Source organism: Paenarthrobacter sp. CCNWLY172, assembly GCF_037402035.1.
Lineage (GTDB): Bacteria > Actinomycetota > Actinomycetes > Actinomycetales > Micrococcaceae > Arthrobacter.
The window spans coordinates 116308-138866 of sequence record NZ_JBBEGB010000009.1; the positions used below are offsets into that span (position 1 = coordinate 116308).

Genomic DNA, 22559 nt, shown 5'->3' on the forward strand with positions numbered 1-22559 from the left:
TCCTATGCCTCGGAACGCTTGCGGCGTCCAACGAGGAACAGGAACAGCCCCGCGCCAACTACCAGCAGGCTGATGGGCAACACAGTGAGCACAGCTCCCGTGTTGGCCAACGGACCTGAAGGCTGGCTCGGAACTACCGGCGGGAAGGTCACAACAGCACTTGCAGGTGGTGTGGTGACCGGCGGTCCCGTCGGAGGTGTGCCCGTTGCAGTCGCAGTATTTGCGACCTCACCGGCATTGATATCCGCCTGGGTGATCGCATACGTTGCTGTCGCGGTCACGGTCTCACCGGGCAGCAGGGTTCCTGCAACGCCGGGCCAGGTGTAAGCCAGAGCCGAGAGGCCCGGCATCGGATCGTTGATGGAGACGTCCGTCAACGGCACGTTCCCGGTGTTCTTCGCGGTGAACGTGTACGTGATCACGTCACCCACCTGGGTGGGGTCTCCCACGGCCGAGGCATCGGCCGTCTTGGTGAACTCCAAACCTGCCGCTGGGGTCAACGGTGTGTCCGTTTCACCCGGAGGAGGCGTCACCGGAGTACCGGTGGGCGGAGTGCCGGTGGTGGTCGCCGAGTTGGCGACGTGACCGGCGTTGATGTCAGCCTGCGTGATGGCGTACGTTGCCGTAGCCGTCACCGTCTGGCCGGGCAGCAACTCACCGGGGGTGCCCGGCCAGGTGTACTCGAGGGCAGACAGGCCAGCCAGCGGATCCGTAATGGACACGTCGGTGAGCTTCACGTTGCCGGTGTTCTTGGCCGTGAAGTTGTAGGTGATCACGTCGCCCACCTTCGATGGACCATCCGTTGCCGGAGCCACGGCGGTCTTGCTGAATTCCATGGCCGGAGCCGGAGTCAACGGAGTGTCCGTTTCACCCGGAGGAGGCGTTACCGGCGGACCAACAGGCGGGGTACCCGTCGTGGTTGCCGAGTTTGCCACGTGACCGGCGTCGATATCAGCCTGGGTGATCGCATACGTTGCCGTCGCCGTCACTGTCTCACCGGGCAGCAGTGTTCCTGCAGCTCCGGGCCAGGTGTATGTCAGTGCCGAGAGGCCAGCCAGCGGATCCGTGATGGACACGTTGGTCAGGGTCACGTTGCCGGTGTTCTTGGCCGTGAAGTTGTAGGTGATCTTGTCCCCTGCAACTGTGGGGTCCTGAACAGCCGAGACGTCCGCGGACTTGGTGAACTCCATGGCCGGAGCCGGGGTCAACGGAGTATCCGTCGTTCCCGGAGGAGGCGTGACAGGAGGACCAACAGGCGGGGTACCGGTAGTGGTCGCCGAGTTGGCGACGTGACCGGCGTCGATATCAGCCACGGTGATGGCGTACGTTGCCGTAGCCGTCACGGTCTGACCGGGCAGCAGCTCGCCGGGGGTGCCCGGCCAGGTGTATGCCAGGGCAGACAGGCCTGCCAGTGGATCGCTGATGGACACGTTCTTCAGCGTCACGTTGCCGGTGTTCTTCGCCGTGAACGTGTAGGTGATCAGGTCACCTGCAACGGACGGATCCTGAACTGCCGAGGCATCAGCCGACTTAGTGAACTCCATCGCCGGCTTCGGGACCAACGGAGTATCCGTGGTTCCCGGAGGAGGCGTGACAGGAGGACCAACAGGCGGGGTGCCGGTGGTCGTGGCGCTGTTCGCGACATGACCGGCGTCGATATCTGCCTGGGTGATGGCATACGTTGCCGTAGCCGTCACCGTCTGACCGGGCAGCAACTCGCCGGGGGTGCCCGGCCAGGTGTACTCAAGGGCAGACAAGCCTGCCAGTGGATCGCTGATGGAAACGTTCTTCAGCGTGACGTTGCCCGTGTTCTTCGCAGCGAAGGTGTACGTGATGACGTCACCGGCCTTGGAAGGATCCTGGACAGCCGAGGCGTCAGCGGACTTACTGAACTCCATCGCCGGAGCCGGGGTCAACGGAGTATCCGTCGTTCCCGGAGGAGGCGTCACCGGAGGACCGGTGGGCGGAGTACCAGTGGTCGTGGCGCTGTTAGCAACATGGCCCGCATCGATATCAGCCTGCGTGATGGCGTACGTCGCCGTAGCCGTCACCGCCTGACCCGGAAGCAGCTCACCCGGAGTGCCCGGCCACGTGTACGTCAGAGCCGAAAGACCAGCCAGAGGGTCGGTGATCGTGACGTTGTTCAGCGTGACGTTGCCCGTGTTCTTCGCAGAGAAGGCATACGTAATGACGTCGCCAACCTTGGAAGGATCCTGTACGGCCGAGTCATCCGCAGACTTGCTGAACTCCATTGCCGGCTTCGGGGTCAACGGGGTGTCCGTGGTTCCCGGAGGAGGCGTTACCGGCGGACCGGTGGGCGGAGTGCCAGTGGTCGTGGCGCTGTTGGCGACATGTCCGGCGTCGATATCAGCCTGGGTGATGGCGTACGTTGCCGTAGCCGTCACCGTCTGACCCGGAAGCAGCTCACCGGGGGTGCCCGGCCAGGTGTACTCGAGGGCGGACAGGCCAGCCAGCGGATCCGTAATGGACACGTTGGTGAGGTTGACGTTGCCGGTGTTCTTCGCCGTGAACGTGTAGGTGATCTTGTCACCTGCAACGGACGGGTCCTGAACAGCGGAAGCGTCAGCCGTCTTTGTGAACTGCATCGCCGGAGCCGGAGTCAACGGAGTATCCGTCGTTCCCGGAGGAGGCGTCACCGGAGGACCAACGGGCGGAGTGCCCGTAGTGGTCGCCGCGTTCACTACATGGCCTGCATTGATGTCAGCTTGGGTAATCGCATACGTTGCCGTAGCGGTCACCGTCTGGCCCGGAAGCAACTCGCCGGGAGTACCCGGCCAGGTGTATTCCAGTGCCGAGAGACCAGCCAAAGGATCGTCAATAGTGACGTTCTTCAGCGTGACGTTGCCGGAGTTCTTCGCCTTGAAGGTGTAAGTGATCTGGTCACCAACAACTGCAGGTTTCTGAATGGCGGAGGCATCCGAACTCTTGGTGAACTCCATCGCCGGAGCCGGGGTCAACGGAGTATCCGTCGTTCCCGGAGGAGGCGTAACAGGAGGACCAACAGGCGGAGTGCCCGTAGTCGTGGCGCTGTTCGCGACATGACCGGCATCGATATCTGCCTGTGTAATGCCATACGATGCCGAAGCCGTCACCGTCTGGCCCGGAAGCAACTCGCCCGGAGTACCCGGCCAGGTGTAAGCCAGTGCCGAGAGACCAGCCAGCGGATCCGTAATGGACACGTTGGTCAGCGTGACGTTGCCGGTGTTCTTGGCCGTGAAGGTGTAGACGATGCGATCGCCCACAACCGATGGGTCCTGAACACCGGAAGCGTCTGCCGTCTTGGTGAACTCCATGGCCGGAGCCGGGGTCAACGGGGTATCCGTCGTTCCGGGAGGAGGCGTCACCGGCGGCCCAACCGGCGGGGTGCCGGTAGTGGTTGCCGAGTTGGCGACATGACCCGCATCGATATCAGCCTGCGTGATGGCGTACGTCGCCGTAGCCGTCACGGTCTGACCCGGAAGCAGCTCGCCGGGGGTTCCCGGCCAGGTGTAGCTGAGCGCGGAGAGGCCAGCCAGCGGGTCATTAATGACCACACCAGTGAGCTTCACATTGCCGGTGTTCTTCGCAGAGAAGGTGTACGTCATAACGTCACCAACCTGTGAAGGATCCTGGATCGCCGAGGCATCAGCCGACTTGGTGAACTCCATGGCCGGAGCCGGGGTCAACGGGGTATCCGTGGTTCCCGGAGGAGGCGTAACCGGGGGTCCAACCGGCGGGGTGCCGGTAGTGGTTGCCGAGTTGGCGACATGACCCGCATCGATATCAGCCTGCGTGATGGCGTACGTCGCCGTAGCCGTCACGGTCTGACCCGGAAGCAGCTCGCCGGGGGTACCCGGCCAGACGTACTCAAGGGCAGACAAGCCGGCCAGCGGGTCATTGATGACCACACCAGTGAGCTTCACATTGCCCGTGTTCTTCGAGGTAAAGGTGTACGTCATAACGTCACCCACCTTCGAAGGGTCCTGGACAGCCGAAGCGTCTGCCGTCTTGGTGAACTCCATGGCCGGAGCCGGGGTCAACGGAGTATCCGTTGTTCCCGGAGGAGGCGTCACCGGCGGACCAACAGGCGGGGTGCCGGTGGTCGTGGCGCTGTTCGCAACATGACCGGCGTCGATATCAGCCTGGGTGATCGCATACGTCGCCGTAGCCGTCACGGACTGACCCGGAAGCAACTCGCCCGGGGTACCCGGCCAGGTGTACTCAAGGGCAGACAAGCCGGCGAGCGGATCCGTGATGGATACGTTCTTCAGCGTCACGTTTCCGGTGTTCTTGGACGTGAACGTGTAGGTGATCTGGTCGCCCACATCAGACGGATCCTGGATTGCCGAGGCGTCAGCGGACTTGCTGAACTCCATCGCCGGTGCCGGGGTCAACGGAGTATCCGTTGTTCCCGGAGGAGGCGTCACCGGAGGACCGGTGGGCGGAGTACCAGTGGTCGTGGCGCTGTTCGCGACATGACCGGCGTCGATATCAGCCTGCGTGATGGCGTACGTTGCCGTAGCCGTCACGGTCTGACCCGGAAGCAGCTCGCCGGGGGTTCCCGGCCAGGTGTAGCTGAGCGCGGAGAGGCCAGCCAGCGGGTCATTAATGACCACACCAGTGAGCTTCACGTTGCCCGTGTTCTTCGAGGTGAAGGTGTAGGTAATGACGTCACCCACAACCGAAGGATCCTGGATTGCCGAAGCATCCGCCGACTTGCTGAACTCCATCGCCGGAGCCGGGGTCAACGGAGTATCCGTCGTTCCCGGAGGAGGCGTCACCGGCGGACCGGTGGGCGGAGTGCCGGTGGTCGTGGCGCTGTTCGCAACATGACCGGCGTCGATGTCAGCCTGGGTGATGGCGTACGTTGCCGTAGCCGTCACGGACTGGCCCGGAAGCAGTTCGCCGGGGGTACCCGGCCAGACGTACTCAAGGGCAGACAGGCCAGCCAGGGGATCATTGATGACCACACCGGTCAGCTTGACGTTGCCGCTGTTCTTCGCCGTGAACGTGTAGGTGATCAGGTCACCTGCAACGGACGGGTTCTGGATAGCGGAGGCGTCGGCCGACTTGGTGAACTGCATCGCCGGAGCCGGGGTCAACGGAGTATCCGTCGTTCCCGGAGGAGGCGTGACAGGAGGACCAACCGGCGGAGTACCAGTGGTCGTGGCGCTGTTCGCGACATGACCGGCGTCGATATCAGCCTGCGTGATGGCGTACGTTGCCGTAGCCGTCACCGTCTGGCCGGGCAGGAGGGTTCCTGCCGCGCCGGGCCACGTGTACGTCAGAGCCGAGAGGCCAGCCAGCGGATCCGTAATGGAAACGTTGGTCAGGGTCACGTTGCCGCTGTTCTTCGCCGTGAACGTGTAGGTGATCACGTCACCTACAACTGCCGGGTTCTGAATAGCGGAGGCATCCGAGGACTTGGTGAACTCCATGGCCGGGCCCGGGGTCAACGGAGTATCCGTCGTTCCCGGAGGAGGCGTGACAGGAGGACCAACCGGCGGAGTACCAGTGGTCGTGGCGCTGTTCGCGACATGACCGGCGTCGATATCAGCCTGCGTGATGGCGTACGTTGCCGTAGCCGTCACCGTCTGGCCGGGCAGGAGGGTTCCTGCCGCGCCGGGCCACGTGTACGTCAGAGCCGAGAGACCGGCCAGCGGATCCGTAATGGAAACGTTGGTCAGGGTCACGTTGCCGCTGTTCTTCGCCGTGAACGTGTAGACGATGCGATCGCCCACAACAGACGGATCCTGGACACCGGAAGCGTCTGCCGTCTTGGTGAACTCCATGGCCGGAGCCGGGGTCAACGGGGTATCAGTACCGGCCGGAGGAGGCGTCACAGCGGGACCGGTGGGCGGAGTGCCCACGGTGGTTGCCGTGTTCGCGACGTGGCCTGCATTGATGTCAGCCTGAGTGATGGCATACGTTGCCGTAGCCGTCACGGTCTGACCCGGAAGCAACTCGCCCGGAGTACCAGGCCAGGTGTATTCCAGCGCCGAGAGACCCGGCAGCGGGTCATTGATGACCACACCAGTGAGCTTGACGTTGCCCGTGTTCTTCGAGGTGAACGTGTAGGTGATCTGATCGCCCACAACCGACGGATCCTGGATTGCTGAAGCATCAGCCGACTTGGTGAACTCCATGGCCGGAGCCGTAGTCAGCGGAGTATCCGTCGTTCCCGGAGGAGGCGTCACCGGAGGACCAACAGGCGGGGTGCCCGTGGTGGTCGCCGCATTGGCGACATGACCGGCGTCGATATCAGCCTGGGTAATGGCGTACGTTGCCGTAGCCGTCACCGTCTGACCCGGAAGCAACTCGCCCGGAGTACCGGGCCAGGTGTAGTCCAGGGCCGAAAGACCAGCCAGCGGATCCGTGATGGACACGTTGGTGAGCTTCACGTTGCCCGTGTTCTTCGAGGTAAAGGTGTACGTCATAACGTCACCAACCTGTGAAGGATCCTGGATTGCCGAGGCATCCGCCGACTTGCTGAACTCCATTGCCGGAGCCGGGGTCAACGGAGTATCCGTCGTTCCCGGCGGAGGCGTAACAGGGGGTCCAACAGGCGGGGTGCCGGTAGTGGTTGCCGAGTTGGCGACATGACCTGCATCGATATCAGCCTGCGTGATGGCGTACGTCGCCGTAGCGGTCACCGTCTGACCTGGCAGCAACTCGCCCGGGGTACCCGGCCAGGTGTAGGTCAGAGCCGAGAGGCCAGCCAGCGGATCCTTGATGGACACGTTGGTGAGCTTCACATTGCCAGTGTTCTTGGACGTGAACGTGTAAGTGATCTGGTCACCCACAACCGACGGATCCTGAATTGCCGAAGCATCAGCGGACTTGCTGAACTCCAAGGCGGGGCCAGGAGTCAGCGGGGTATCCGTACCAGCCGGAGGCGGCGTGACCGCAGGACCGGTGGGCGGAGTACCCGTAGTGGTCGCAACGTTCGCAACGTGACCGGCGTCGATATCAGCCTGCGTAATGGCGTACGTTGCCGTAGCCGTTACAGACTGACCCGGAAGCAACTCGCCCGGGGTACCCGGCCAGGTGTAGGTCAGAGCCGAAAGACCCGCGAGCGGATCATTGATGACCACACCAGTCAGCTTTACGTTGCCTGTGTTGGTGGACGTGAACGTGTAGGTGATCTGGTCACCCACGACCGACGGATCCTGAACACCGGAAGCATCAGCTGTCTTGGTCAACTCCATGGCCGGACCAGCCGTCAACGGAGTGTCCGTACCAGCCGGAGGCGGCGTCACCGCAGGACCGGTGGGCGGAGTACCCGTAGTGGTCGCAACGTTCGCAACGTGACCGGCGTCGATATCAGCCTGCGTAATGGCATACGTCGCCGTAGCCGTCACCGATTGACCCGGGAGCAGTTCACCAGGAGTGCCCGGCCACGTGTAAACCAACGGCGACAGACCCGCCAGCGGGTCATCAATGACCACGCCGGTGAGCTTCACGTTGCCCGTGTTCTTGGACGTGAACGTGTAGGTGATCTGGTCACCCACGACGGACGGATCCTGGATGTCCGAAGCATCAGCCGACTTGGTGAACTCCATGGCTGGAGCCCTGGTCAGCGGAGTATCTGTGGTTCCCGGAGGAGGGTTTACCGGCGGGCCAACAGGCGGGGTGCCCGTGGTGGTCGCTGCATTGGCGACGTGACCGGCGTCGATATCAGCCTGGGTAATGGCGTACGTTGCCGTAGCCGTCACGGTCTGGCCCGGAAGCAGTTCACCAGGAGTGCCCGGCCAGGTGTAAACCAGAGCCGAGAGACCAACCAAGGGATCATTGATGGACACGTTGGTCAGCGGAACGTTGCCGGTGTTTTTGGATGTGAACGTGTAGGTGATCTGGTCACCCACAACGGACGGATCCTGAATGGCGGACGCGTCAGCGGACTTGGTGAACTCCATGGCCGGAGTTGACGTCAGCGGAGTGTCGGTGGTGCCCGGAGGAGGCGTCACCGGAGGACCAACAGGCGGGGTGCCCGTCGTGGTTGCCGAGTTTGCCACATGACCGGCCGTGATATCAGCCTGCGTGATGGCGTACGTTGCCGTAGCCGTCACCGTCTGGCCCGGAAGCAGCTCGCCCGGAGTTCCCGGCCAGGTGTAAGTCAGGGCAGACAGGCCAGCCAGCGGATCGTTGATGGACACGTTGGTCAGCGGAACGTTGCCGGTGTTCGTGGAAGTGAACGTGTAGGTGATCTGGTCACCAACAACCGACGGATCCTGAATGCCCGAAGCATCCGCGGATTTGCTGAACTCCATGGCCGGAGCCGGAGTCAGCGGGGTATCCGTACCAGCCGGAGGCGGCGTTACCGCAGGACCGGTGGGCGGAGTGCCAGTGGTAGTCGCCGTGTTGGCGACGTGGCCGGCGTTGATGTCGGCCTGCGTAATGGCGTACGTTGCCGTAGCGGTGACCGTCTGGCCGGGCAGGAGCGTTCCTGCAACACCGGGCCAGGTGTAGGTCAGGGCTGACAGGCCAGCCAGCGGATCGTTGATGGACACGTTGGTCAGGGAGACATTGCCCGTGTTCGTGGAAGTGAACGTGTAAGTGATCTGGTCACCCACAACCGACGGATCCTGGATTGCCGAGGCATCAGCGGACTTGCTGAACTCCATGGCCGGAGCCGGAGTCAGCGGGGTATCCGTACCAGCCGGAGGCGGGGTGACAGGAGGACCTGTCGGAGGATTACCCGTGGTGGTGGCAAGGTTGGCCACGTGTCCTGCATCAATGTCAGCCTGGGTGATGGCGTAGGTGGCCATAGCCGTCACAGTTTCACCGGGGAGCAAGGTGCCCGGAGTCCCTGGCCAGGTGTAGGTGAGGGCAGACAAACCATCCAAGGGGTCGTTGATGGTGACACCCGTCAGGGGTACGTTGCCCGTGTTGGTGGACGTGAACGTGTAGGTGATCTGGTCACCCACAACAGACGGATCCTGGATGTCTGAAGAGTCAGCGGACTTGGTGAATTCCAATTCCGGTGCCGGAACGGCCGTGTTGGTGAGAACACAGCTGATATCGGCGCCGGCAACAGGCACCAAGGAGTAAGCAGCATCTACTACCGCTCCGACGGGCAGTCCAGCCTGAAGACCGTTGGCATCAACACAGGTGATTACCTTGCTGTAGCCGGACAGGTTGGTACCCGACTCCGTCAGGTAGTACGTTGCCCCGGCGTCAGCGATGTATTCGCCAGTGACACCTGTACCCGCAGTGACGGTGGAACCCGTACCGGTGGTGGTGGCGTTGGCAGTGTTGCTGACAACAGGTCCCGTAGCCGAGCCGGTGCGGATCTCCGTGGTGAACTGATCCGAATCCATCAGGCGAGTGGCATCCAGTGCCTTGCTCAGTTCGAGGCGAGGGGCCTTGACTACCAAGGTTGCGTCAGCCGGCGGGTTCAGGTTGGTGGCAATGTTGGCCGGACCGTTGACATAGGTGCCCTCGGCTGCTGCCGTGACGTCCACTTCGATGGTGCAGGAGGTCATGCCCAGGGCGAGGTCCCCGCCGGTCACCGCGATGGAGTTGCTGCCGGCAACGGCCGTGCGCACCAGGGGATTGGTTCCGGCGGCTTGTACACAGGTGCCACCAATATTGGGGGTACCGGCAACAACTACGCCGGCAGGGAGGGTATCCGTGATGAACCAGTCATTCTTGGCCATCAAATCGTCTGTGTTGGTCACCGTCAAGGTAACTTTGGACGTTCCGCCGGGGCCGATGAGGGACGGGGTGAAGGACTTATCCACCTGGGGGGTAACGTCCACGATCTGCGGAAGGTCAAAAGCGACATCGTTACCGGCACCGCTGGTGGCTTCGTTCCTCAGCTCAAGACCGAGTGAAGGGGAGGTGCCCATCGGCACCTGGTAGGCAGCAGACTGGAGCTTCTGGATCTCTATGGCGGCGCCGTTGGTGGTGTTTGATCCACAAGGATCAAGCCCGGTGCTGAGGACCTGGCGCGTGCCGTTGATCAGCAGGCTGAAGGTCTCCTTTGCGTGGGTCGAGTGGCAGTTCACCTGTGCGAAGTAGGCCGATACTGCGTAGTAGTGGCCCTCGGTCGCAGGAATAGTGTTGTCTTCAGTCCGGAACTGGACTCCGGGTGTGATGCGCCCGGTGGGGCTGTTCGTGTATTCGGACAGCACCTGGTTGGTGGAGGATTCCGCAGCTGTCTGGCCTTGGGCCAATCCAAGGGCGGCAGCCATTTGCCGGATTTGGTTCCAACCATCAGGCTGGTTGTTGGTACACCCGGCGTCAGAGGTTGGCAACGGCGTGGAGGAATTCAGTATCCAGCCATCGCACTGTCCGCCGGCCGGAGTGTAAGGGGTGTCTGCAAAGTATGTTTCATTGGCAGCCTCGGCGCCGCCGGTGTAGTTGAGGATGCTGATGGCACCGCTGGTGGCATTTTGGTTGGAGAAGTCCTCGGTGTAGACCGGCGTTCCTGGTTGGGCAACACCCGGGGACCCCGGGACTGTCGCCAAGGCCGGTGGCGCTAAGGCGCCACCCACCCCCAGCGACATGATCGCTGTGGCGACGACGGCCGCCAACAGCTTTTGTGGACGTGTGTGTTTCACGGTTCTCTCTCGCTTTTCGTTGTCACGCACGAGGCCGACCCACAGAAGCGAATCGGCGTCGAGCTAGGCTACTCGCCAGTACTCCAGTGGATGGAGGCATCTCTTCGTGACGCGAAAAAAGGTAGAGAATCCAGAAATCTTTAAAGGCCCCGGAAAGACAGGGCAAAGAAGGCAGCCGGCGCGCCGAAAGACAGAGCCGCCCGGGCTAGCCCTGGCTGCAGGCCATGGGGCTGGGTCCGAGTGCCTAGCTGAACGTATTGGTGAAGTTCTTGGTGATGACACCCTGCGCGGCAAACCGGTAATCCAACGTTCCAGACACGGCGGCAGCTGGCAGGGCAACTCCCACGGTGAATGCGAGGTCGGTACCATCCACGGAGTCGGTGCTGCACCGGATCTGGCGTTCTCCCCCAGAGACACCGACGCAGGTCCACCCCGCGGGAGCGACAGTTCTTCCAGCCAGGAACGTTGCCCCATCCGGCAGGGTGAAGTCCACTTGGCCGGCAGTCGGGCTGCCTTGTCCCTGAAGCGAGAAGTCCACTTTGAGGGTCCGTTCCGTCGGGTTCGCCCCTTGCGTAGCCGCGAACTTGGCGTCAACCGTTTGGGTAGCGGGTGCCGCAGGAGGCACACCGCCGGGTGCCGGCGTCGACGTCACCGTACCGGAGTCCACTACAACAGCCTTCCGCTGCGGGGCCGGGGCTGGTGGAATCACGACGGCGGGTGGTTCCGGCAGCAGTGCCACCGGACTGTCGGGAGAGGGATTTGCCCGTGGAGCCTCGACGGCCGGAGGTTCCACCACTTCGGGCAAGGACGCGGCCGGGAGTGGGGTCGCCGTGGCCAACGAAGTCTCCTGGGCTGGCGGGAGGTTGGAGACGGCCTCGGACGCAGTGGACTGCGACGCCGGGCTGGGCTGAAGGAACCATATGAGGGTCCCTGCCAATGCCATGACGCCCACTATCACGGCGGCCGTCAACTTCCACACGTTGCTGAGGCCACGGATACCCTGGGCAGCGACATTTCCGGGTGCAGCGGTACTCCCGGCGACACCGTTGGCTGCACCCGTAGACGTGCCACCGAAGCCGATCGCCCCTGCTGCCGCCGGAGTGAAGGTGATCCCTGTCAGCAGGGGGAAGAGGATGGAGCGCATGCCGCCCTGGATGTCATTGAGTTCAATCAGCAAGGCCGTACATTTCGCGCAGCCTTCCAGATGTGCGCCTACCTTCTCGGCGGAAGTGCGCTTCAACGCATTGCGGGCGTACTTACCCAGCTGGCTGGCATATTCGTCACAGGCCTGATCCACTGTCCGGCTGATGTGCTGCTGAAGATAAGCCTGGCGTAGACCTTCCCTGGCCCTGAGCGCCAACGCCGAGACACCATTGGGGGTCAGGCCCACGAAGGGAGCGGCTGCTGCAGGCTTCAGACCCTCGATATCAAGGTGCCACAGAACAGCCTGCCAGCGCTCCGGCAGGGACTTGAAAGCCTTGGCCATCATGCTCGACTCAAGTTCGCTGACTACTTGATCGTTGTCCAGGACCGGAGCATCGAGGATGGCGTCATTCTCCGCCGTGGGCATCCGGCGGGCTTTGCGGTTTCGATCGTGTGCGGTACGCCTCACCACGGTGAGGAGGTAGGACCGGAAAAACTCCTTGGGTCCCTTGCCCTCCGTCAGCAGCTGAAAAATCGTGGCGAAAGACTCGGCCACCACGTCATCCGCGTCGCTCGGGTTGTCCGTTTGGGACCGGGCAACGAACTGTGCCACTTTCATGTGCCGCTGATAGAGAACGTCGAAGGCCTCCGTGGCGCCTTCACGCACCAAAGCAATGATCTGCGGATCGCTGGCAGAGGCCGTCACCGAAAGTGGTGACGCCCCATCGGCGCCGACCGCAACTACTTGATCCATAAATAATAGTGTGACACCAGAAACCGTGTGACTTGAACCGGGCGTCGCGGGCCTGTAGAGAACTCCAACTTTCGCGTCACGATCCCAACCTTGGCCGCACTAATAAACATGACCCTCCTGAACCCTGGCGCGAATCGAGGAACCATGGACGTCCGCCGCCCCCGCCCCTTCCTAAAACTGATGCGTGCTGTCCATAAGGACGGAACGCAGCAACCGAGCGCCATTGTCCGTGGATTGCCGCCGCACAGATCAGGTCCACTCACCCGCAAGAAGAATGCGGGCCGCGCCACCTTGGTCTACGGAGCGGACCGGCCGGTGGCCATTCCAGGAGATACCGTCATCTTTACGGCATGGATCATCAACCGCTCCGCAAGCCATTTGCGGGACGTGACGCTGGTACCCCGGTCCTTCACCAACGAGGGCATGGAAGTGCTGCGCTATACCTCGGAACCGGTTGAGCGCGACCTCCGGATCCGGCTGCTGGCCCCTGGGGAGTCCGTGATGCGGAGTTTTACCTATTTAGTGACCGACGCCGATCATATCCACGGGGGCAGCCTGGTCAGCGCCATGCAGGTCCATGCCAGCTGCCGCGGCCAAGTCGTTTTCGATGAAAATGACGCAATCGTCTCCCTCAGCGGCGCACGGAAAGACTGGCCCTTCCCTGCGGACAGGGCAGGCCTGCCACTGAAGAGAAGGAAGAACTCAGAGCAGCCAGTGCCCGCTTAGGCCTTATTCGTTGCCCGGTTCGCCCACGGGCTTCTCGGCGGGCCAGTCAACATCCTGCTCATAGCCTTCGTGCTTTTTCAGGTACGCGGCGATATACGGGCAATGCGGGATGATGCGCTTGCCGGACGCCACAACATCGTCCAGAGCAAAGTGCGCCAGGACTTTAGCCAGGCCCTGGCCGTTGAACCCGGGCTTGGTTTCCGTATGGATGAAATCAATGTGACCGGGCCGATCAAGGAACTGGGAAATCACGGCCAAATCGCCGTCTACGTGCAGCTCATAGCGGTGGAATTTGTCGTTGCGCACCGTAGTGACGCCAGGGCGGAACGACTCTGCCAGTGAATCCGTGTACTCGGTCATGGTTCGAGATTGGCACTTAAACCCGGCTCCCGCAACGTGGGGACCTGATAGCCGCGCCGCTCATGGATCCCAACGACGGGCGATAGCGGCAGCACCGGCGTCGGAACCCTCCCCAGCAACAGGACTGAAAGGGCAAAGCACGCCGCTCCCCCACCCAACAAGGCAAGCGTCAGGCCGTTTAACGCGGCGTCCGCAAGCGGAATCAAAACGACGACGGCGGCCGTCACCACAGCGGTACGCGAGGGACCCCGCGCGTGGCTTGCCGCCGTCGGACGGTCCTCCAACCAGCCACAAAGCCACACCACCGGCACCAGCAAGGCGACCACGGCAAGGAAAACAGGGATCCGGGCCCACCACCATTCGGGCGTGCCACCTGCGGGCTTGGGCACATCGGTGAGCAACAACAACCCTGACATGCCCACCAGCAGCGGAAGATGCCACAGATAAACCGTCATGGACCTGCGGCCGGCTACGGCAATGACTGCCTGGATCCAGCGGACTCCCGCGAGCCATTCAATTCCGTTGCGGAGGAGCTGAAGCGTTGCGGCCTGTGAGATGCCCAACAGCAGCAAGCACAGGTTGGGCGGGTTGATATTGACCACCATGTTGCCCGGATAAACAGCCACTCCTGTGACCAGCCCCAACAACAGGTTGCTGGAGACAATGACACCCACCAACCAGGTACGGCTGCGCTGTTCCAAGAATCCATCCGCTATGAGGAAACCCAACTGCTGGACCGCACACCACACAAAGATCAGGTTGGTGAACGCGAGCACGGGCAGCGCTCCTCGAAGGGAGTCAACCGTGATGATCAGCGCCACCAACATGGCGAGGGTCAGCAGTGGTGCGCGTTCGTGGAACCTGGCCAGGAGTGGAACGCTGAGCTGCGCCGTGAGATAGGCGGCCAGGAACCACAGCGGCATGGCGGCGCCGGTGGCCATGAGCTGGATGACCTGGGGGTGGACACCCAGCAGCAGCGCGACCCACAGCCCTCCCCACATGACGGCGAGCAATGCCATGGCGGGGCGGACCAGTCGGAGGAGCCGGAGTTGGGCGAAGTCGAGTCCGGTACCGCCGCGGGCTCTCAGGCGCCGCCACGACTGCAAGCCCGTCACACCACCCAGCACGAAGAACAGTGGAACGATCATGAGGGCCCAGGCCACAGGTGTGAACCAGCTTTGCTCCATGAGTACGTTCTCCGTGGTGACCGTCCCGTCCTTCTGCAGAACAGGGTTGGCCATCATGCAATGCGCAGCAACCACCAGGAGCAGGCAGGTGAACCGGACAAGGTCGATCGCCGGATCCCTCTGCGCCACCGCGTCCCGGCCTGCGCGGTGGTTCGCTTCCGATTCCCGCTCCATGGCTCTCCCTTGGAACCCACGCACCTGCGTGTTGACTCCATTGTCCGCCCGTCGAAGGGGCGGAGCCAGCAGGCTGGATATGGCTGGGTATCGGCGGGTCATCCACCACTGGTTTTTGGGTCTGGACGGGACGGCGAAACACCGGCAGGATCGAAGCCATGACTACGTCCATATTCGTGAACCTCCCCGTCAGCGACCTCGAGGCGTCCAAGGCCTTCTATACGGCCCTTGGCTACTCCATCAATCCAAACTTCACCGATGAAACCGCCGCTTGTGTGGTCTTCAGCGACACCATTTTCGCCATGCTCCTGACCCACGCCAAGTTTGCCGAGTTCACCAAGCAGCCCATCGCGGACACCCAAAACTCGACGGCGGCAATAGTCGCTATTTCGGCCGACAGCCGTGAAGAGGTGGACGCCTTGGCCACCAAGGCCCTTGACGCCGGAGGTTCCGAAACCTACGACCCCATGGACATGGGATTCATGTACAGCCGGGCGTTCCGTGACTTGGATGGGCACCACTGGGAAGTGGTGTGGATGGACGAAGCCGCAGCCCAGGACGGACCGCCGGAGTCCTAGCCGGGAGCTTGGGTCCTAGCCAAGAGTCAGCGCCAGGACACCAAGCACGACGGCGAGCAGCGGCGTGGTTCCTTGGAGGGTCGCTGCGCGGAGGTACTTCTTGCCGCTTGCGGCGAGGACCAAAGCTGCCAGAAGCATGGAACCGCAACTGCTGAAGACGAGGGTCCAGCCCACCTGCGGGGCGCCCATGGCCACTGCGACGATTCCGATCAAGGCTCCGATGGCCAGGAAGAGATTGTAGAAGCCCTGGTTGTAGGCGAGCGGTTTGGTGGTTTCCGCGTCAGCCTGGGAGGTGATGCTGAACGTTTTCCAGGTCTTGGGCTTGGTCCAGGTAATGGACTCCATGGTGAAGATGTAGACGTGGAGCAGGGCAGCTATCGACGCAAAAATCAGGGAGGCCAGGATCATGGTTTGATCCTAGCCTCCCTGTCATGCCGGTATCGGGTGCCGCGCTGCCCGTCAGGCGCTGAGCAACTCCAGTGTGGCACCGGCGAAGGTCGCCGCAGAGACGTTCCACTTGGACAGCAGGCCTTGCAGATTCTCGCCATCGGCCCTGTGCGCTGCGGTTTCAGATTCCAGCGTGGACAGGATTCCGGTGCGCAGTTCAGTGTTGAAGTTCACCTTGCCAACCCGCAACGAAGGGGCTTTCGCGAGCTCATCGGCGGGGATGCCGGAAGCACCGTGGAGCACCAGCGGAACGTCGGTCCGTGCTGCGACGTCCTGCAGCACGTCCCAGCGGATGGTGGGCTCGCCCTTGTACTTGCCGTGCACGTTGCCCACTGCAACGGCCAGGAGCTGCGCCCCTGTTCGTTCAACGAAGTCAGCCACCTGCGCCGGGTCAGTGAGCCCCGCAACTGACGTTGCGGCGTCGTGCGCTGAATCGTCAGTACCGAACGCCCTGTCCTCGTCGCCGGCAAGGCCGCCGAGTTCTGCTTCGATCACGACGTCGGCAGCACCTAGCGCGTCCAGCGCGGCTCGGACTTCGCAGACCAGGGCGATGTTGTCCTCGTAGGGCAAGGACGAACCATCGGCGAGCACCGCGTCAGCACCGGCAGCCACGGAATCACGAATGACCTGCAGATCCGACGCGTGGTCAAGCTGGACAGAGACGGGAACACTCGCGGAGTCAGCCAGGCCACGCAGGGCCGTGATGAGCCTCAGGCCGTTGGCAGTGGACGCAGTCTTCGGAGCGACCAGCAGGATCACGCCAAGACGGGCATCCTCAGCGGCCGCAACCACGGCAAGGGCTGTAGTGAAGTCGTAGCAGGTGAATGCCGGAACTGCGGAGCCATCGGCCAGCGCAGAGGTGACCAGGTCATCGAGTGTGGTGCGCATCAGTGGGCCAAGCCCCCTACCAGGATCCAGGCGACGTACGTCAGCGCGAAGCCGGCCAGGCCAAGGATCGTGGTGAGGACGGTCCAGGTCTTGAGGCCGTCGGACACGGTGAGGCCGTAGTAACGGACCACGGTCCAGAAGCCTGCGTCGGTGACGTGTGAGAGGCCGAGCGAGCCAAATCCGATGGCGATCACGATCACGGCGATCTGCGCAGGGGTGTAGCCGCCTTCCATCACGGCGGAGGTCAGCAGGCCGGTGGTGGTCACGATGGCGACGGTTGCAGAACCCTGCGCGGCGCGGAGGGCGAGCGAGATGATGAAGCCGAGCACGATGACCGGCAGGCCAAGGCTGTCCAGGGTATGCGACAGGGCTGCGCCGATGCCGGACGTGCGGAGCACTTCACCGAACACGCCGCCGGCTGCGACCACCATGAGGATGGAAGCAATGGGAGGGAGTGCGCCTTCGAATATCTCGCCGGTTTCCTTGAGGGACCAATGACGGCGGACAGCGAGCAGGAAGAAGGACAGCGCAACGGCGACGAGCAGGGCGAAGAACGGGTTGCCAATGAACGCGGCCACGCCGTACCAGTAGTTGTCCTTGGGGATGGTCAGCGTGCCGACCGTGCCAAGGAGGATCTGGACGATCGGAGCGGCGATCAGGAACATGATCAGGCCGGGACGCGGAGGAGCGATGGCGCGGGCACCCGGACCGTCGTGGCCGACGTGGACCAGGGATTCAGAACCGAACTCGTCCACCTGCTGCTTGACGCCGGGGAGCAGCTCGTACTCCTTGCGGTTCATGATGCTCGCAACCCAGTAGGACAGGAAACCGAGCGGAACACAGATGATCAGGGAGATGAGGGTAATCAGCCCAATGTCGGCGCCGAAGACACCGGCGCCGGCGACGATGCCCGGGTGCGGCGGTACGGCGACGTGGATGGACAGCATGATGCCGGCCATGGGCAGGCCGAACTTGATGGGGTGGACGTTCGCGATTTTGGCGAAGGCATAGACGATCGGGACCAGGACGATCACGCCCACCTCGAAGAACACGGGGATCGCCACAAGGAAACCCACGGCGGTCAGTGCGATAGCGACGCGTTTCGCGCCAAGCTTCTCAGTGAAGTGGGTAGCCAGGGACTGCACGCCCCCGGAAACCTCGATCATGCGGCCGAGGATGGCGCCGAGGGCAATCAACAAGGCGACCTTGCCCATGGTGCTGCCAACGCCCGTGGTCACCACGGTGAAGATGTCCTTGAGCGGAATCTGGGCGGCAACACCCACCACGATGCTGACTGCCAGCAGCGCAACGAAAGCCTGGATCTTGAAGCGGATGATCAGCACCAGCAGCAAAGCGATTCCGGCTGCGGCGATGGTCAGCAGAAGGGGTGTTCCCAGTTCCACTGCGGGTTTGATGGCGGGGGCGTCGGCCGCCTGAACCATCAACGAGTTAACGAGGGGATTCATGGGGGGTGTCTCCTTTGACATACCAGTCTAGGCAAGACCGGCGGGAGGTGGCGGCGACGGCGAAGGGGGGATCGCCGTCGTCGCGGGTTCTTATGGGGGTGGTTAGGCGGTGCGCTTTGCGGGCGCGACAACCTTGATGACGGCGGAGTCGTCGGCAGCGGCGAGGCCTTGGGCCTGGCCGAGAAGGTAAAGCTGTTCAGCTGCGGCGGCAACGGGTGCTGCGAGGCCGGCGGCGCGCGTCGCTTTACCCACGATGCCCATGTCCTTGACGAAGATATCGAGGCGGCTGAGGACTTCGGCGCCGTCTTCGGAGTAGGCCTCGAGGATGCGCGGACCACGGTTGGACAGCATGAAGGAACCGGCGGCTCCGGCTTCGAGGGCGGCAAGGGTCTTCGCCTGGTCCAAGCCGAGGGCGTCGGCAAGGGCCATGGCCTCTGCAGCGGCGGCGATGTGGACGCCGCAGAGGAGCTGGTTGACGGTCTTGAGGGCTTGGCCGTCGCCGGGCTTGTCGCCCACGATGCTCAGGGTGGAGGCCAGCAGCTCGAGTGCGGGGCGCGCCTTTTCAAGGGCCTCCGGCTCGGCACCGACGACGATCAGCAGGTCGCCTTCACCGGCACGCTTCGGACCGCCGGACAGCGGAGCATCCACCAGTGCGACGCCGTACTCAGCGAGTTTGGCGACCGTGGCGGGGATGGCTTCGGTGCCAACGGTGCTGCCGAGGATCACGACGGCGCCCGGCTTCAATACCGAGGCAACTCCATTCTCACCGAACAGGACATCGTTGAGCTGCTCGCCGTTGCGCACGGCCAGGAGCAACGCGTCCGCGTCCTGGGAAGCCTCGCGGGCTGAGGCGAAGGTCTTGATGCCGGCTTCTGCGGCGAGTTCAAGGCGCGGCTCGGCAATGTCGAAGCCGTGAACCGTGAGCTCGGATGCGAGGCGGGTAGCCATGGGCAGGCCCATGGCCCCGAGACCCAGGACGGTGATGGTGTAGTTGCTGCTGGTCATGGTGTTCTCCATTGAAGTTCGGGATTCTAGAATGTGTTGCTGAGCTTGCGGGTGACCTGGGTCAGGGACTGGTCGTCTCCGACGTTGCCGGCAAACACGACGTACGGGATGCCCTTTGCGGGACCGTCTACCGGCTCCCACAGCGAGACGATGCCTGGCAGCATGGGCCCGCGGACGATCGCGTGGCGGATTTCCAGACCATGCGCTGCCACATCGGAGGAGGTGATACCGCCCTTGGCGATGACGAAGCGCGGCGGGAAGGTCTTCAGGGTCCGGTTCACCACAGCGACGACGGCGGCAGAGACGGTGCGGGCGATCTTCAGGCTCGCGGCGGCGTCGTCGGTCTTGATGAGCAGGCGGCTGGTGTGGACGATGACGTCACCGGAGTGGAGAGCGTCCACGACGTCGGACACCACGGTTCCGATGTAGGCGTCGGCCTCTGCTTCACCCGCGGTTTCGGTACCGGCGATGAGTTTCTCGACGTCGATCTCAATAGTCTTGGCCGAGCTGTGCTCGGCTGTGAGGTCGTTGAGCTGGCGGGTCGTGACACCAACGTGGGAGCCGACCACGATCAAGCCGCCGGCTGCAGAGGGAGTATTGCCCGCGAACGCCTCTTCGGAGGTCAGAGCGGTACGGATTTCCTGGCCGATCCGGCCGCGGACAAACGGCGGGCCCACGCGGTAAAGGAGTCTCTTGCCGCGCCGTTCGGCTTCTTCGAGGCCCAGGGCAAGGGCGCGGAAGTCGTTCTCGGTGACGATATCGGCCACGATCGGAGTGGAGTTGGTGGCGGACTCCAGAGCGTCGGCGATGGCCTTGGCGGAGATGGTGGGGTCCTGGGCAGACGCGCCGGCGCGGATGATGTTCAGGTCAAGGACGATCACGTCGCTGGCAGGGAAGCGGCCCTGCGACTTCTCCTCCACATATTTGGCCATCTCAGAGTTCTTGAAGCCGAAGCTCGCATCCTTGGCGAATTCCGTCTCGGCCACAGGGGTAAGTGTGCCGAGGTTTTCTCCCGTGCCGCGCATGAAGTGGACACCGCCGATAGTGACGCGGCCGGCGTCGGGGAACGCCGGAACGATCACGACGCCGTCGGTGGGTTCGCCGGTTTCCGCGGCGACGGTAGCGGCGATGACGTCCGGCTCCAGGGGGTAGTGACCACGGAGGGTGGAGTCGCTGCGGCTGACGAAGCCGAGGCGCAGCCGAGGACCACCACCGTTGCCCGACGCCGCAGCGAGGGCGTTGCGGACAATCTCCTCGTTGCGGGCAGCGGCTTCGGCGGGGTCCAGGCTGCGGGTGTTGGTGAGGACGTAAACGGCGGCCTGGGTCTGGTTCTCACGGATGTGGGTGAAGGCCCAGGTGAAGTCCTCAATCTCCCAGCGGGTGAGCACAGCGAGATCCGCAACGGACTGCGTGCCTGTGGGGTCGTCGTCGAGGACAACCAAAACGCGCGGGGTGGTGGCGGCGGACGCGGCAACGGCGTCGGCTACCAGCTGAGCGGGAATCCGGACTTCCGGCGGGAAAGCGGCCAGAACGTCTGCTTCAAGGGTCACTGTGCACTCCATCGTGGGAAATCTGTGTAGCGGTTTAGTGAATGTAAGATGTCAGACATCTAACATTTGAATTAGTGTGACACACGGCTCCTCACCGCGCAAGATGCTCCACGTCACTAGGCTGGGGTCATGGCTGACAGCGTGGTTCCGCTCCCGCACGTGAACGTCCTCACCCCTGCCATTCCCGCAGGTCAGCCGTTGCCCGCAGTGCTGATCCACGGCTGGGCATCCGGCTCGGTGTACTGGGAGCCTCTCGCCAGGAAGCTGCTCGACGCCGGCCGCGAAGTCTGGATTCTCGACCTCCCCGGCTACCATTCGGGAGATTTCCTGCCGTCGGATTTCGAATGGAACCTGGACTCGGCAGCGGCTTCGGTGGGGGCAATCCTTGAAGCACGGGCCCAAGGTCCCGTGCACATCGTGGGGCATTCGATGGGTGGCAGTGTTTCACTGACGCTGGCGGCGGCCCGCCCGGAGCTGGTGGCTTCACTGACCCTGGTGGGCATGGCGCCGGTGCCGCAAAATCAGGGGTTCAAGGATGTGCTCAGGTCACAGCTGGACCAAGGCTTCTTCGATTCCGGAACCATCGCGAAGCTCATGAACGCCTGGTACGGGGTGTTGCCGGCAGCAGACATGGTGCGGCTCAGCACCGGATTCAATGTCCCCTTCCCCGTTCTGTCCGCCAGCGCCTTGGCGGCCATGACCGGCGTCGAACCTTCAGTACCCGGGCGCGTCCACGCGCCGTTGCTGGTGCTCGCCGGAACTGAAGACCGGGTTCGGCCCATAGAGCACCTGCGCGCGTTCGTGGCCGAAAGCCCCCAGCGTCGACTGAAGGCCATTCCCGGCGCGGGCCACAGTGTCCACTGGGAGAAGCCGCAGGAATGTGCCGAGGCGCTGCATGAATTTTGGGAAACAAGCTGGCCACCGCCAGCGTAAGATGTCTGACAACCATCCCACCCCGGGAAGACGCGGGACAAAGGGTGGTCGGAGTACAGGAAATGGGGATACATGGCACGCAAGTCGCTGGTCGGCGTCGTCGCTGATGAGTTGCTGGACCGCATCATCGCGGGTGAATTTCCGCCCGGAACGGTGGTCCCCGGTGAGCTTGAGCTCAGCGCCAAGCACGAGGTGAGCCGCATGACCGTGCGTGAGGCCATGAAGACCCTCGAAGCGCAACGGATTCTCAGCGTAGAGCGCGGCCGCGGCACGTTCGTCAACCCCCTGAATCAGTGGGCATCGCTGGAAGCCGTGCTGCGGGCGGCATCTGAGGGCACCAAGGACGCGGCCGCCGCGATCCAGCTCATTGAGCTCCGCCGCATGCTGGAAACCGGCGCCTGCGAACTCGCCGCCGAACGTATCTCCGACGAGGAACTCACGGCACTCAGCGAACACGTCGACAAGATGCAGGCCGCCCACGAAGTCAACGATCTGGCGGCCTTCGTGGAAGCCGACCTCGCCTTCCACGACGTGATTCTTCACGCCTCCGGCAACGTGTTTGTGGCTGTGCTCTTTGAGCCGCTGCACCGGGTCCTCGAAGCGCGCCGCACCGAAACATCGGCTTTCCCGGAGATTCAGGAACACGCTATTGGCCACCATCGGAAGATTGCCTCGGCGCTGGAATCCCGCAACCCCAACGAGGCCCGACTCGCGATGGACGCGCACATGCAGCAGACGCTGGACGACCTGAAGACGTACGTGCTGGAGGCGTAACTGGCACAG

Annotated in this window: 13 protein-coding genes; 4 read left to right on the forward strand and 9 right to left on the reverse strand. The window is 63.1% G+C overall.

Annotated features, from left to right (window positions below):
* Positions 1-2: 2 nt before the first annotated feature.
* Positions 3-10511, reverse strand: coding sequence for a DUF7507 domain-containing protein (locus tag WBN73_RS15370; protein ID WP_443193285.1), 10509 nt, complete (start codon positions 10509-10511; stop codon positions 3-5).
* Between the two features lie 298 nt (positions 10512-10809).
* The gene (locus WBN73_RS15375) at positions 10810-12462 is read right to left on the reverse strand and encodes a sigma-70 family RNA polymerase sigma factor (protein ID WP_337340712.1); all 1653 of its coding nucleotides are present in this window, start codon (positions 12460-12462) and stop codon (positions 10810-10812) included.
* A gap of 108 nt (positions 12463-12570) precedes the next feature.
* Here WBN73_RS15375 and WBN73_RS15380 point away from each other — a divergent pair, with 108 nt between their 5' ends.
* Positions 12571-13188 (forward strand): hypothetical protein, encoded by a 618-nt coding sequence (locus tag WBN73_RS15380; RefSeq protein ID WP_337340711.1) that lies wholly within the window; start codon positions 12571-12573, stop codon positions 13186-13188.
* Between the two features lie 3 nt (positions 13189-13191).
* On the opposite strand, the gene WBN73_RS15385 is transcribed toward WBN73_RS15380, so the two are convergent.
* Both WBN73_RS15385 and WBN73_RS15390 read right to left on the reverse strand, forming a co-directional pair.
* Entirely contained in the window at positions 13192-13548 is a 357-nt protein-coding gene (locus WBN73_RS15385; RefSeq protein ID WP_337340710.1) for a GNAT family N-acetyltransferase, read from the reverse strand.
* Positions 13545-14909 (reverse strand): acyltransferase family protein, encoded by a 1365-nt coding sequence (locus WBN73_RS15390; protein WP_337340709.1) that lies wholly within the window; start codon positions 14907-14909, stop codon positions 13545-13547. Before WBN73_RS15390 ends, WBN73_RS15385 begins: the two co-directional genes overlap by 4 nt.
* Before the next feature lie 158 nt (positions 14910-15067).
* Between WBN73_RS15390 and WBN73_RS15395 the strand changes: the two genes are divergently transcribed.
* The gene (locus WBN73_RS15395) at positions 15068-15487 is read left to right on the forward strand and encodes a VOC family protein (RefSeq protein ID WP_207595872.1); all 420 of its coding nucleotides are present in this window, start codon (positions 15068-15070) and stop codon (positions 15485-15487) included.
* A 15-nt stretch (positions 15488-15502) separates the two neighbouring features.
* On the opposite strand, the gene WBN73_RS15400 is transcribed toward WBN73_RS15395, so the two are convergent.
* From WBN73_RS15400 to WBN73_RS15420, 5 genes are all read right to left on the reverse strand, one after another.
* Positions 15503-15895, reverse strand: a complete 393-nt coding sequence (locus WBN73_RS15400) for a DUF1304 domain-containing protein (protein WP_207595871.1) — start codon at positions 15893-15895, stop codon at positions 15503-15505.
* Between the two features lie 51 nt (positions 15896-15946).
* On the reverse strand, positions 15947-16822 hold the full coding sequence (locus WBN73_RS15405) for a class II fructose-bisphosphate aldolase (protein ID WP_207595870.1): 876 nt from the start codon (positions 16820-16822) through the stop codon (positions 15947-15949).
* Positions 16822-18288, reverse strand: a complete 1467-nt coding sequence (locus tag WBN73_RS15410; RefSeq protein WP_280625941.1) for a GntP family transporter — start codon at positions 18286-18288, stop codon at positions 16822-16824. Before WBN73_RS15410 ends, WBN73_RS15405 begins: the two co-directional genes overlap by 1 nt.
* Before the next feature lie 102 nt (positions 18289-18390).
* Positions 18391-19293 (reverse strand): NAD(P)-dependent oxidoreductase, encoded by a 903-nt coding sequence (locus WBN73_RS15415; RefSeq protein ID WP_207595868.1) that lies wholly within the window; start codon positions 19291-19293, stop codon positions 18391-18393.
* A gap of 26 nt (positions 19294-19319) precedes the next feature.
* On the reverse strand, positions 19320-20843 hold the full coding sequence (locus WBN73_RS15420; RefSeq protein ID WP_337340708.1) for a four-carbon acid sugar kinase family protein: 1524 nt from the start codon (positions 20841-20843) through the stop codon (positions 19320-19322).
* Positions 20844-20972: 129 nt separating this feature from the next.
* Between WBN73_RS15420 and WBN73_RS15425 the strand changes: the two genes are divergently transcribed.
* Positions 20973-21776 (forward strand): alpha/beta fold hydrolase, encoded by an 804-nt coding sequence (locus WBN73_RS15425; RefSeq protein WP_337340707.1) that lies wholly within the window; start codon positions 20973-20975, stop codon positions 21774-21776.
* Between the two features lie 72 nt (positions 21777-21848).
* Positions 21849-22550 carry a FadR/GntR family transcriptional regulator gene (locus WBN73_RS15430; RefSeq protein WP_207595865.1) on the forward strand — a complete coding sequence of 234 codons (702 nt, stop codon included), beginning with the start codon at positions 21849-21851 and terminating at the stop codon, positions 22548-22550.
* The last annotated feature ends 9 nt before the right edge of the window (positions 22551-22559 follow it).

Coding starts and splice junctions, on each gene's coding strand:
- WBN73_RS15370 (WP_443193285.1), bottom strand. CDS start 10,511: ATGTCGCTGGGGGTGGGTGGCGCCTTAGCGCCACCGGCCTTGGCGACA.
- WBN73_RS15410 (WP_280625941.1), bottom strand. CDS start 18,288: ATGAATCCCCTCGTTAACTCGTTGATGGTTCAGGCGGCCGACGCCCCC.
- WBN73_RS15395 (WP_207595872.1), top strand. CDS start 15,068: ATGACTACGTCCATATTCGTGAACCTCCCCGTCAGCGACCTCGAGGCG.
- WBN73_RS15380 (WP_337340711.1), top strand. CDS start 12,571: ATGACCCTCCTGAACCCTGGCGCGAATCGAGGAACCATGGACGTCCGC.
- WBN73_RS15390 (WP_337340709.1), bottom strand. CDS start 14,909: ATGGAGCGGGAATCGGAAGCGAACCACCGCGCAGGCCGGGACGCGGTG.
- WBN73_RS15405 (WP_207595870.1), bottom strand. CDS start 16,822: ATGCGCACCACACTCGATGACCTGGTCACCTCTGCGCTGGCCGATGGC.
- WBN73_RS15375 (WP_337340712.1), bottom strand. CDS start 12,462: ATGGATCAAGTAGTTGCGGTCGGCGCCGATGGGGCGTCACCACTTTCG.
- WBN73_RS15385 (WP_337340710.1), bottom strand. CDS start 13,548: ATGACCGAGTACACGGATTCACTGGCAGAGTCGTTCCGCCCTGGCGTC.
- WBN73_RS15425 (WP_337340707.1), top strand. CDS start 20,973: ATGGCTGACAGCGTGGTTCCGCTCCCGCACGTGAACGTCCTCACCCCT.
- WBN73_RS15400 (WP_207595871.1), bottom strand. CDS start 15,895: ATGATCCTGGCCTCCCTGATTTTTGCGTCGATAGCTGCCCTGCTCCAC.
- WBN73_RS15415 (WP_207595868.1), bottom strand. CDS start 19,293: ATGACCAGCAGCAACTACACCATCACCGTCCTGGGTCTCGGGGCCATG.
- WBN73_RS15430 (WP_207595865.1), top strand. CDS start 21,849: ATGGCACGCAAGTCGCTGGTCGGCGTCGTCGCTGATGAGTTGCTGGAC.